This is a genomic window from uncultured Sphingomonas sp. (genome assembly GCF_946477935.1).
Taxonomy (GTDB): Bacteria; Pseudomonadota; Alphaproteobacteria; order Sphingomonadales; family Sphingomonadaceae; genus Sphingomonas.
This window is the reverse complement of record NZ_CAMLAC010000108.1, coordinates 1-11,797: the sequence shown is the minus strand read 5'-3', so window position 1 is coordinate 11,797 and position 11,797 is coordinate 1. Positions and strand designations below refer to the sequence as shown.

General features: G+C 67.5%; 12 protein-coding genes and 1 pseudogene. 4 read left to right on the top strand and 9 right to left on the bottom strand.

Annotation, left to right across the window (positions count from 1 at the left end; translation table 11 throughout):
- On the top strand, positions 1-813 hold an 813-nt coding region (locus Q0U08_RS12245), incomplete at its 5' end, for a GNAT family N-acetyltransferase (protein ID WP_298091686.1).
- 4 nt (positions 814-817) lie between these two features.
- On the opposite strand, the gene Q0U08_RS12240 is transcribed toward Q0U08_RS12245, so the two are convergent.
- Genes Q0U08_RS12240 through Q0U08_RS12225 form a run of 4 tightly spaced genes read right to left on the bottom strand, consistent with a single transcriptional unit; the run spans position 818 to position 6,921 of the window.
- A complete protein-coding gene (locus Q0U08_RS12240; RefSeq protein ID WP_298091685.1) occupies positions 818-2,437 on the bottom strand; it encodes a hypothetical protein in 1,620 nt (539 codons plus the stop codon).
- Positions 2,438-2,447: 10 nt separating this feature from the next.
- The gene (locus tag Q0U08_RS12235) at positions 2,448-3,983 is read right to left on the bottom strand and encodes a hypothetical protein (protein ID WP_298091684.1); all 1,536 of its coding nucleotides are present in this window, start codon (positions 3,981-3,983) and stop codon (positions 2,448-2,450) included.
- The gene (locus tag Q0U08_RS12230; protein WP_298091683.1) at positions 3,980-5,662 is read right to left on the bottom strand and encodes a hypothetical protein; all 1,683 of its coding nucleotides are present in this window, start codon (positions 5,660-5,662) and stop codon (positions 3,980-3,982) included. The genes Q0U08_RS12235 and Q0U08_RS12230 overlap by 4 nt, the downstream gene beginning before the upstream one ends.
- Before the next feature lie 41 nt (positions 5,663-5,703).
- The gene (locus Q0U08_RS12225; protein WP_298091682.1) at positions 5,704-6,921 is read right to left on the bottom strand and encodes an argininosuccinate synthase; all 1,218 of its coding nucleotides are present in this window, start codon (positions 6,919-6,921) and stop codon (positions 5,704-5,706) included.
- A 147-nt stretch (positions 6,922-7,068) separates the two neighbouring features.
- Between Q0U08_RS12225 and Q0U08_RS12220 the strand changes: the two genes are divergently transcribed.
- Positions 7,069-7,461, top strand: a complete 393-nt coding sequence (locus Q0U08_RS12220; protein WP_298091681.1) for a hypothetical protein — start codon at positions 7,069-7,071, stop codon at positions 7,459-7,461.
- 90 nt (positions 7,462-7,551) lie between these two features.
- Here the strand turns inward: Q0U08_RS12220 and Q0U08_RS12215 are convergent, their stop codons facing one another.
- The 3 genes from Q0U08_RS12215 to Q0U08_RS12205 form a co-directional block, all read right to left on the bottom strand.
- A complete protein-coding gene (locus Q0U08_RS12215) occupies positions 7,552-8,910 on the bottom strand; it encodes an ammonium transporter (protein WP_298091680.1) in 1,359 nt (452 codons plus the stop codon).
- An 11-nt stretch (positions 8,911-8,921) separates the two neighbouring features.
- A complete protein-coding gene (locus Q0U08_RS12210) occupies positions 8,922-9,260 on the bottom strand; it encodes a P-II family nitrogen regulator (RefSeq protein WP_112383741.1) in 339 nt (112 codons plus the stop codon).
- 142 nt (positions 9,261-9,402) lie between these two features.
- Positions 9,403-9,603 (bottom strand): DUF2007 domain-containing protein, encoded by a 201-nt coding sequence (locus Q0U08_RS12205; protein ID WP_298091679.1) that lies wholly within the window; start codon positions 9,601-9,603, stop codon positions 9,403-9,405.
- 65 nt (positions 9,604-9,668) lie between these two features.
- On the opposite strand from Q0U08_RS12205, the gene Q0U08_RS12200 reads away from it, so the two are divergent.
- Positions 9,669-9,914, top strand: coding sequence for a type II toxin-antitoxin system CcdA family antitoxin (locus Q0U08_RS12200; RefSeq protein ID WP_298091678.1), 246 nt, complete (start codon positions 9,669-9,671; stop codon positions 9,912-9,914).
- Positions 9,914-10,210, top strand: coding sequence for a CcdB family protein (locus Q0U08_RS12195; RefSeq protein ID WP_298091677.1), 297 nt, complete (start codon positions 9,914-9,916; stop codon positions 10,208-10,210). Before Q0U08_RS12200 ends, Q0U08_RS12195 begins: the two co-directional genes overlap by 1 nt.
- Before the next feature lie 6 nt (positions 10,211-10,216).
- Here Q0U08_RS12195 and tldD read toward each other — a convergent pair whose 3' ends face one another.
- Positions 10,217-11,644: a metalloprotease TldD gene (tldD, locus tag Q0U08_RS12190; RefSeq protein WP_298091687.1), complete on the bottom strand. Its 1,428-nt coding sequence runs from the start codon at positions 11,642-11,644 to the stop codon at positions 10,217-10,219.
- 46 nt (positions 11,645-11,690) lie between these two features.
- Positions 11,691-11,797, bottom strand: a pseudogene (locus tag Q0U08_RS12185) (zinc-finger domain-containing protein); the annotation flags it as partial.

Below are 11,797 nucleotides of genomic sequence, written 5' to 3'. Positions count from 1 at the left end.
CTTCTCGCCCGTCCCGGCCCCCGCCTGTTGCTGCGCGATCCCGCCCTCGGGCCTGCACTGATCGGCGCACTGGAAAGCGTGGTGGACGGCAACGGCCTGTCCTCCGGCCATGTCACCTTTGTCGCGCCCGATCAGGTGCCCATGTTCGAGGCGGCCGGCTGGCTGATCCGCCACGGCACGCAATTCCACTGGACGAATGACGGCTATGCCACCTTTGATGACTTCCTGACGGCGCTTGCCAGTCGCAAGCGCAAGGCGATCCGCAAGGAGCGCGCCGCCGCGGTGGAGGGGCTGACCATCCGCCACCTGACCGGGGCGGAGATCGCGCCCCAGCACTGGGATGCGTTCTGGACCTTCTACCAGGACACGGGCAGCCGCAAATGGGGTCGCCCCTATCTGACCCGCGCCTTCTTCACGCGGTTGAGCGAAACGATGGGCGACCGGGTGTTGCTGATCCTGGCCGAGCGCGACGATAGGCCCATCGCCGGCGCGCTGAACCTGATCGGCGGCGATACGCTCTACGGCCGGTATTGGGGCGCGGTGGAGGAGGTGCCCTTCCTCCATTTCGAACTTTGCTATTATCAGGCGATCGATGCCGCCATTGCACGCGGGCTGAAGACGGTGGAGGCGGGGGCGCAGGGCGAACACAAGCTGGCCCGCGGCTATGCCCCGGTGCCGACCTATTCCGCGCACTATATCCCAAACGCCTCTTTCCGCCGCGCGGTTGCCGATTTCCTGACGATGGAGCGCGACGCGGTGGCGGCAGAGGCGGAGTATCTGGACGAACTGACCCCGTTCCGCCGCGAGGGGTGAGCCCTCAGATCGCGATCCGGCTGGGTTCCGCAGGTGGCCGCCGTCGCCGGATCGGACGGGTCAGCCGCTCATATTCCTCGCGCGAGATGATCGGGCGGCGATCGTCGATACGGAACAGCACGCTGCTGCCGTCGCGCCAGATTGGCGTCATGCCCCGGGTCAATGCCGGATCATAGGCGGGCGGCTTCACCATCCAGACATAATCGAACGCCTCGCGCGGCAGCAGCTTCAACGCGGTGCTGATCGGCCGCCACCACTGGCCGCGGCAGCGCCGACCGGTGACAATCTCCGACGGGTCGTGCGCGAAGCGGCCCGCCGCGCGGTAGTTGACGGTCAGCAACTGCCCGCCCGCCATCGACCACTGGTCATTGGCATAGGCCAGCTTGCGCTCCAGCGCGAGGCCGGCGACATGCTCCAGCCGCGACGATTCCCAATCGTCGATGCACCGCCGGCCCACGAACGTCACGAGGCGAGCTCGGTCGGGAATATGATCCAGCGCGGCCAGCGTCCGGTCGTAATCGCGGTCGTACAGCCAGTTGCTGTAGGTTCCCGCCGCGATCCGCAGCCCGAAGAACGCCAGCCCCATCGCGGCAAAGGTCGCCGCTCCCCGGAACGACAGCCCCCGCCTGGGGCGCAAACCGATCAGCGCGATCGCCAGCACATAGGGGGCAAGGCGCATATCCGCATAGGCCGATCCGAACACGATGCGCGGCAACAGGATGTAGACCGCCGCCAGGAACAGCGCCGACAATGCCAGGTTGCGCGAATATTCAATCCGCTCGTCGCGCACGCCTTTGAGCAGGATCAGGAACATGACGGTGACGGAGGCCAGGTCGAACGCCATCCACCGGTCGCGCAGCACCATCTGCACCCAGTTGATCTTCCACCGCCAGTTGAACCAGTCCGCGGTCTGGCCGGTGACATGGTCGGCCGATCGCCACAGCACCATCATCACCATCGGCAGCGCCAGCGGAATGCACCCGATCCCGGCCCGCCAAAAGGCATGGACCCAGCCATGACCGCGGTCGCGCTGCCGGATCAGCTCGCCCGAAAAGGCCAGCACGCCCAGCACGCCCCAACCAAAGGTGTGGCACACCCACAATATGCACGACAGCGGCACGAAGATCGCGGCGCGCAAGGCCACCCGGTCGTACCGCCCCAGCCGCAGCCACAATGCGAACAGGTTCAGCGCCCACGCCATCGACAACGCGAAGTTCACGAAGCCGAACTGGAAGGGGTAGCTGTACGCCAGCGGCAGCGCGAACAGCGCGGTGGCGGGGATGCGGCCATGCACCTCCCGCGCGATCCACAACAGGCCGGTGACGGTCAGCACCGGGATGGTCAGCACGATCAGCTTGACCGCCGGCTCCAGCCCGATCAGCGGCGCCAGCGGCACGATCAGCAGGTCCACGCCCAGATTGCCGATCACCTGCCAGCGGAAATCATACCATTGGTTCAGCCAGGGCTGGCGACCGATTTCGAGCTGGACGCGGTAGCGCCCCATGTGGCCCGGCAGGTCGACCAGCGGCGCGATATCGGGCCAGAGCAGCGGTACCGCGGCAAGCAGCGCCATCGCCGCCACGAACCACCGCGTCTGCCACCAGTGAAGCGTACCCCCGTTCATCGGCTCGTGCCTAGCGGACGGACGGGCTCCGCGACAAGCATCGGCTTGCGCGAACGCGGTAGACCGCAGACGCACCGTCGCTCCACACCGGTGAAAGATCAGTGGCTTGGGCACGGCCGGGTGGAAAACCGATCGTCCAGACAAGGGCGAAGCTGCACCGGTCGAACGTGCGGATCGCGACGTCGAAGTCGGTCGATCCGGCAACCATGCCGGGGGGATAGACGATGTGCGACGGATCGCGGTCGAACGGTGCGGCGCGCGGGTGGCGGGGGTGGACGAGTTGCTGCCCGGCCAGCGCCCATTGCTGGTTGGTGAAGATGCGCCGCCGGGCGATCGCGAGCCCGGCGACATGGGTCAGCCGGTCATTGCCCCACCGGGATGCGGGCGGTTCGTTGACCAGCGTCAGCACCGTCCCGCCGATCGGCAGCACGGGCACGGCACGCAGCGGGCGTGCCTGCGCCTCGGCCAACTGCGCAAAGGCCAGGGTGGTGACGGCGATCCGCGCGACGAAGAACATCGTCGCCAGTCCGGCCAACCGGGCGGCCAGCCGGTCTTCGCCGGCCGCCGGCGCGATCGCCAATATCGCCAGCGCCAGCGACGGCGCCAGCATCCGCATGTCGACATAGGCGCCGCCCTGAAACAGCCGCGGCAGCAGGATGAAGGTCGCCAGCCCCGCCAGCGCAGGCCAGCCGAGCAGCCCGGAGACGCGCAGGCGTGGCGAGCGGATCCCGGTGTAGAGGAGCGCGATCATCACCAGCAGGCCGGCCACGTCCCATGCCTTCCAGCGTTCCCGGAACAGCGCGATCACCCATTGCAGCTTGGCGCCCCAGTCGAACCAGTCGCCGGTGTCCCCGGACAGTGCGTCCGCATGGCCGTGCAGCATCAGCAGTACCGGGCTCGCCATCGGCGCCACCATCGCCCCCGCCCGCAGCAGCGCGGGCAGCACGGGCTCCCCCGCCGCGATCCGCCGCCGCCATTCCACCATGCCCGCGAACAGCCCCAGCATCGCCCAGCCGAAGCTGTGACACAGCCAGACGAGGGGCGCGAAGACGGCGAACGCCACGATCCGCACCCAGGTCGCGCGGGTCCGCGCCAGATGCAGCCAGGCGGCCAGCCCCACAAAGACCAGCGCCTGCGCCAGACAGAAGTTCACGAACCCCAATTGGAACGCCCAGCCATAGGCCAGCGGCAGCGCAAAGGCCGCGGTGGGCGGGATGCGGCCATGCGCCTCGCGCGCCAGCCACAGCATGCCGCCCATGCTCAGCACCGGGATCGCCATCACCGCCAGCTTCGCCGCAGGCTCGACATCCAGCACCGGGTGCAGCGCCAGCACGATCAGGTCGACGCCCAGATTGCCGATCACCGCCCAGCGCACGCCGAAATGCGCCGCCAGCGGCCCCTGCCCCGCTTCGCTCAGGATGCGATAGCGGCCGATATGGCCGGGCAGATCGGTCAGCGGCGGGATCGCGGGCCACAGCAGCGGCACCATCGACAGGATCAGGCAGACGGCGACGAACGCGCGCGACTGCCACCAGCACGCCTTCACGACGCTACCCGGTACAGCGTGGTGCGGCCGACGCGGGCGATGGGGCGCAGTGGTGCCTGTCCGCGCTGCAACGCCGCCGCCATGCTGCCCGGCGCCTGCGTATAGGGCATCTCGGTACAGGCCAGCACGTAGCGGACACCCAGCCGCTCGGCCATGCGCCGTGCCGCCCGGGGCGGCAGCCGGTAGAAGCGATAGCTCGCCAGGATCGCCTCGCCCGCACGGTGATAAGGCGCGGCCAGCACCCGGTGCGGCGTGTTGGCGATCAGCATCGCGCCCGCATCCACCGGCGCCAGCACGGTACCGCGCGGCTGCCGGGCGAGCGCGGCCAGGATCGCGGGCGGCGTGCAGCCCGGGTCCGCAGTCCCGCTGCCTGCGATCGTCGCGGCAGGCATCGCCGCATGCGCGATCAGTGCATAGACGATCCCGGCCGAGGCCAGCCATGCGCCAGCCATCCGCCACCCCCCGCGGGTCCGGGCCAACACCACCATGCGCGCCAGCGGCAGGCAGGCGACGAGCGCACCGCCATTGGCGCCGCGCGCCTGCACCATCGCCAGCCCCAAGGCACCGATCAGCAGGATGAGGATGATGAACCAACCGCGCGTCCGCTCCGACCGGGCGGCTTGCGCCGCTGCCAGCGTTCCGGCGAACAGCAGGCCACCATAGCCGATCGCCACCGCCGGCGTTGCCAGCAACGGCCGCGCCTCCGCCACCTGCGATAGCCAGATGCGCACCAACAACGGATCGAGCGCACCATAGGGCGACAGACACGCGGGCGTCAGTCGCCATACCGCCCATGCCGCCAGCACGACGACGACGCCGATCGCGGCCAGCCGATGCCGCCGGTCGCGCAGGCCCGTGGCCCCCGCCCCGGCGAACACCGCCGCGGCCCCGATCACGCTTGCCACCCAGATATTGGCCGTGAAGCCGTCACAAGCCGGATAGAACCAGAAATTCGGCGCGAACATGCGCGCGGCGACCAGCCCGAACGCCAGCCCGCCGCCATAGCCGACCAGCCGGTCGCGCCGCCCGTTCCACGCCGCCTCCGCCAGACAGATGGCGCCGAGCAGCCCGAGCAGCGGCGCGGTTTCCATACCGACAACAAGGCTCGCCGCCGACGCCCCGCCGATCAACGCGCCGTATAACAGGCGATCCGGCCCCAACAGCCCCGTGACCGCGATCAGCCACAACAGCATCTGAAGCCCGTGATGATCGATCCGCCCCGGCGCGAACAGCGTCGTCGCCGGATGTGCAAGCGCGGCAAGCAGCATCGCAATCGGCGCGATCCGGTACCCGCTCACTTCCCGCGCTGCCCGCGCCATCACGAACAGCGTGCCCGCAAACAGCAGCCCGGGCCATGCGACCACCGCAACGCGTTCGGCCAGTTCCATGCCGGTCAGCGGAGACAGCAGCAGGATGATCGCCGCCGGCCCCAGATCGGCCAGGCGGGTCCAGTGCATCGGCACGCCATCGAAACCCAGCCGATGCTGCATCAGGTCGGCAAAGCGCTGCCCGCCCAGCCAGTCGCGGATCTGGACGAGCCGCATCAGGTCGTCGGTATCGGGCAAGCGCAGCGCCGCCAGCGCGGCGGCGTCGCGGAGCGTCCACGCCGCCGTCAGGACGGCCGCCAGCAATGCCGCCAGCAGCGCATCCCGTCGCCATCCCGTGCCCAGCGTGGTCATGCGACCACTCATAGGGCCGGGATGGTTAAACGCGAGTTAGATCAACGATCCCGCCGGCCGAGCAGACGCAGGCGCAGCGCGTTCAACTTGATGAAGCCCGCCGCGTCGCGCTGGTCGTACGCGCCCTGATCGTCCTCGAACGTCACGACCTTTTCGCTGTACAGCGAATAGGGCGACTTGCGGCCGGTGACGATCGCATTTCCCTTGTACAGCTTCAGGCGAACGGTGCCCGTCACCTTGGTCTGGCTGTGGTCGACCGCGGCCTGCAGCATCTCGCGCTCCGGCGAGAACCAGAAGCCGTTATAGACCAGCTCGGCATAGCGCGGCGCCAGTTCGTCCTTCAGGTGCGCAGCACCCCGATCCAGCGTGATCTGCTCGATGCCGCGATGCGCCAGCGCATAGATGGTGCCGCCCGGCGTCTCGTACATGCCGCGGCTCTTCATGCCGACGAAGCGGTTCTCGACCAGATCGAGACGGCCGATGCCGTGCTTGCGGCCGAGATCGTTCAGCCTGGCGAGCAGCGTCGCCGGGCTCATCCCCTCGCCGTTCAGCGCGACGCCATCACCACGCTCGAAATCGATGGTGATCGTCTCAGGCACGTCCGGCGCGTCCTCGGGGTTCACCGTGCGCGAATAGACATAATCCGGCACCTCGTCCCACGGATCCTCCAGCACCTTGCCCTCGGACGAGGTGTGCAGCAGGTTCGCGTCGGTCGAGAACGGCGCCTCGCCGCGCTTGTCCTTGCTGACCGGGATCTGGTGCGCCTCGGCGAACTCGATCAGCTTGGTGCGGCTGGTCAGGTCCCATTCGCGCCACGGCGCGATGACCTTGATGTCGGGATTGAGCGCGTAATAGCCCAGCTCGAAGCGGACCTGGTCGTTGCCCTTGCCGGTGGCGCCGTGGCTGACCGCATCGGCACCCACTTGCCGCGCGATCTCGATCTGGCGCTTGGCGATCAGCGGCCGGGCGATCGACGTGCCGAGCAGATAGGTGCCCTCATACACCGCATTGGCGCGCATCATCGGGAAGACATAGTCGCGCACGAACTCTTCGCGCAGATCGTCGATGAAGATGTGCTCGGGCTTGATGCCCATCAATTCGGCCTTGGCGCGTGCCGGCTCCAGCTCTTCGCCCTGGCCCAGATCGGCGGTGAAGGTCACCACTTCGCAGCCATAATGCTGCTGGAGCCATTTCAGGATGACGCTGGTGTCGAGGCCGCCGGAATAGGCGAGAACGACGCGCTTGATATCTTCGCTCATGCGGGGGTCCTTAGGATGGATAAGGGCTTTGGTCGCGCCCCTATGCGCAAGCGCGGGCCCGTGCAACCGGCAGCGACGCCATTCATTCAGGATACAAGCCGCGAGCGCTAGCTGCCGTGGCCAAAAGCCATCAGGAGTTGTTCCCGCATGCACCGTTTCGTCCTCGCCGCTGCCGCCGTTTCGGCCGCCACGATCGCGCTGCCCGCCACCGCCCAGGAGACGCAGGCCACCGCCGCCGCCAAATTCTCGCGCGAGTTCAAGGCGACCGACACCAACAAGGATGGCGTGTGGAGCAAGGCCGAGGTTGCCGCGCGGATCGGTCGGATGGGTGCTGCCAACAAGAAGTTCGACAAGGCCCATACCGATCGGCTGGCCGGCAAATGGTTCGCTGCGGCGGATGCCAACAAGGACGGCAAGGTAACGGAAAAGGAAGCGCAGGCGCTGCTCGCCGCGACCTTCCAGGCCTATGACGCCAATCGTGACGGCCGCATCGGCGCCGGTGAACGCTCCACCGCGAAGAAGGCGATCCAGGGACGATGAAAAAAGACCCGGTGCGTCACCGCACCGGGCCAGGTCGTCCGCAGGAGGAACATCGTGGGGGGCGGGCTCTGCCGGTCCGCCCCCGAACTCTCAATTGTAGGCGCGCTCGCCGTGCTCGCCGAGGTCGAGGCCTTCCTGCTCGACTTCCTTCGAGACACGCAGGCCGGTGACCGCCTTGGCGACGAACATCGCGATGACCGTGCCGATCGTCGCCCAGACGATGGTGGTCGCGACCGCGCCGAGCTGGACCAGCAGCTTGGCGCCCATGTCGTAATCCGCCGCACCCGGCCCGCCGAGCGAGGGGGCATAGACGATGCCCGTGCCGATCGCGCCGACCATGCCGCCGACGCCGTGGACGCCGAATGCGTCCAGCGAGTCGTCATAGCCGAGCTTGGGCTTCACCACCGACACCGCGTAGAAGCAGACCAGGCTGGCCACCGCGCCCAGCACGATCGCACCGAACGGGCCGGAATTGCCCGCCGCCGGCGTCACCGCGACCAGCCCGGCGACGATGCCCGAGCAGAAGCCGAGCGCCGATCCCTTGTGGCCGTGCAGCCGCTCCGCCAGCATCCAGAACAGCGCGCCCGAGGCAGTGGCGACAAAGGTGTTGATCATCGCCAGCGCCGCCGACCCGTTCGCCTCCAGCGCGGAACCGGCGTTGAAACCGAACCAGCCCACCCACAGCAGGCCGGTGCCGACGCCGGTCAGCGTCAGCGAGTGCGGGGGCATCGGCGTGGTCGGATAGCCCATGCGCTTGCCCAGGATGATCGAGGCGACGAGCGCCGACACGCCGGCGTTGATGTGCACCACCGTGCCGCCCGCGAAGTCGAGCGCACCCGCCTTGAAGAACAGGCCGGATGCCGCCCACACCATGTGCGCGACCGGAAAATAGACGATGGTCAGCCAGACGAAGGCGAAAACCATCACCGCGGAAAACTTCATCCGCTCGACCACCGATCCCAGCACCAGCGCGACCGTGATCGCGGCAAAGGTCATCTGGAAGCAGATGAAGACATATTCGGGGATCTCGACGCCTGCGGTGAAGGTCGCGGCCTGGCTGGCGGGCGTGACCCCCGACAGGAACGCCTTGCCGAACCCGGCGATGAAGTTGGACGCGCCGCCCGACAGATCGGGCCCGAAGGTCAGCGAATAGCCGTACATCACCCATAGCAGCATCGCGAGGCAGGCCACCGCGCCGATTTGCGTCATGGTGGACAGCATGTTCTTGGCGCGTGTCAGGCCGCCATAGAACAGCGCCAGGCCCGGCAGGATCATCATCAGCACCAGCACGGTGGACGTCATCATCCACGCCGTGTCGCCCTTGTTCACCACCGCCGTCGGGGCGGCGGGCGGCGCCTGCAAGGCGGCGTCCTGCGCCAAGGCCGGCAGCGCGGCGAACAGCGCCGCCCCCAGCCCCACCGCGCCTGCGGTACGAATCGCTCGGTTCATTCGGTCCCCCCTCACAGCGCGGTATCGTCGGTTTCGCCGGTGCGGATGCGCACCGCCTGGCCGACATCGAGCACGAAGATCTTGCCGTCGCCGATCGCGCCGGTGTTCGCCGCCGCCTGGATCGATTCCACGACGCGGTCGGCCAGATCGGTGGCGCACACCACCTCGATCTTGATCTTGGGCACCATGTTGGTGCTGTACTCGGCCCCGCGATAGATCTCGGTCTGGCCCTTCTGTCGACCGAACCCCTTGACCTCGGTGACCGTCATCCCCGCCACGCCCAGGACGGTCAGTGCTTCACGCACCTCGTCCAGCTTGAACGGTTTGATGATGGCAATAACCAGCTTCATCGCGCCCCCTTATCGGTTACCCGAGGAGGAACTTCGCAAAGCCTGTGCCAATTACGACATGGCCGCTTTTCCGCTGGCGATCCGAGGAGGAAGTGGGTCGGCTGGTAACTTATTTAGGCACCGGATCGGCCATGCCCAAAAATCAGGCAGCATCCACGATCGCGCGTGCGGCATCCAGATTGTCCTCGTCCACCATGACCCGCACCGGGATCAGCAGCCAGGATCCGTCCGCGATGCTCGCGCCCGCATCGAAGGCAAGCGCCGGAATGCCTTCGCTATCCAGACGCGCGACCAGGATATGCGCTTCGTTGCGATCGTAGCGGCCGAGTTCGACGAGGCTCATGATGTGGACTTCATGGAAGGAGGCTCCGCGTTGACGCGTGGATACCGGATGCATAGGCTCAACGCATGAAGCACGATCCCGTCACATCGGGCAAACGCGAGCCGGTCAGCCTGTCACTGGATACCGGCATCGTGGAGGCCGCCCGTGCCTCTGGCGTGGATCTGGCGCAGGTAAGCGAACAAGCCCTTCGCAACGCCACCGCAGCGGCACGCGCCACGCAATGGGGCGACGAACACCGTGAGTGGATCAAAGCGAACAACGCCTGGGTAGAGGCGAATGGTTTACCCTTGGCGAAATACCGCCTGTTCTGATGGCGAAATTCGATGTGTATCCGGCCCCTGACGGCGGATACTGGCTCGATTGCCAATCGAATTTGCTATCCGATCTGAACAGTCGCTTCGTCGTGCCGCTGCACCCCTACGATGTTGTTCGAGGTGAAGACCGAAAACTGAATCCAGTCCTCATCGTGAACGGTCGCGAGTATGTGATGCGGACGCATTTCGCCGCCGCCGTCCCGACTCACCTGCTTCGTAAGCCCACCGGGACGCTGATCGAACATGAATATACGGTCAGCAAAGCACTGGACATGTTGATCAACGGGTTCTGACCCGGCTCACACCGCCGTTCCGCCCACCGTCAGCCCGCTGACCAGCAGCGTCGGCTGGCCGACGCCGGCCGGCACCGACTGCCCGCCCTTGCCGCACATGCCGATGCCCTCGTCCAGCGCGAAGTCGTTGCCGATCCCCGCCACCTTGGTCAGCACGGTCGGCCCGTCGCCGATCAGCGTCGCCCCCTTGATCGGCGCACCCAGCCGGCCGTTCTCGATCCTGTACGCCTCGGTACACGAAAACACGAACTTGCCCGACACGATATCCACCTGCCCGCCGCCAAAGCTCTTGGCGAAGATGCCCGACTTGACGCGCGACAGCAGCTCGGCCGGATCGTCCTGTCCGCCCTTCATGAAGGTGTTGGTCATGCGCGGCATCGGCGCATGCGCGAAGCTTTCGCGGCGGCCATTGCCGGTCGGTGCCACCCCCATCAGCCGCGCGTTCAGCCGGTCCTGCATATAGCCCTTCAAGATACCGTCTTCGATCAGGATCGTCTCGGCGGTCGGCGTGCCCTCATCGTCGATCGACAGCGATCCGCGGCGATCCTGGATCGATCCGTCATCCACTACCGTCACGCCCGGGGCCGCGACCCGCTCGCCGATGCGCCCCGAAAAGGCCGAGGTACCCTTGCGGTTGAAATCGCCCTCCAGCCCATGTCCGATTGCCTCGTGCAGCAGCACGCCCGGCCAGCCCGGCCCGAGCAGCACCGTCATCTCGCCCGCCAGCGCGGCGACCGCTTCAAGGTTCACCAGCGCCTGCGCCAGCGCCTCGTCGATCGCGCGGTTCCACGTCTCGGGCGCCATCAGCCGGTCATAGAGATACCGCCCGCCCATGCCGAAATTGCCGCTTTCGCGCCGGCCATTCTGTTCCACCACCACCGAGACGTTCAGCCGCACCAGCGGGCGCACGTCGGTGGCGAGGAAGCCGTCGGCGCGGACGATCTCGACCACGTTCCACGTCCCCGACAGGCCGACCGACACCTGCACCACGCGGGGATCGCGGGCGCGGGCGGCGGCGTCGATCGTCTGGCACAGGTTCACCTTGTCGGCGAAGGGCACCAGGTCGAGCGGATCGGCCGCCGTATAGAGATGCTGATTGGTCCCCTGCGGCGGCGGCGCAGGCGGGGCGCCCGACGGGTCGATCAGCGCCATCGTCTCGGCCGCGCGCCGGATCGCCGCCTCGCTCATCTCGTTGGCATGCGCGAACGCGGTCATCTCGCCCGACACCGCACGCAGGCCGAACCCAGAATGGGTGTCGTAGCTGGCGGTCTTCAGCCGGCCGTCGTCGAAGCCGAACGCTTCCGAACGCTTATACTGCAGGAACAGCTCGCCATCGTCGGCGCGCGCCAGCGCCGCCGCGGTCAGGCGCCGGGCGGTGTCGGGATCGAGCGTATCGCGGTACAGGAAAGAGCGGGGATCGGGGGCAAGCGTCATGCCTTTGATATAGGGCACGCCGGGTGCAGGTAAATGGCCCGGCCGATCAGCGCCCCGCGCCGTCCCCGTGATCGCGAAGCTGCGACTGGTCCGCCCCGTCGGCGGGACCGCCGATCAGGATGAAGCGCCGGTCGCAATAGCCGCAATCGACAT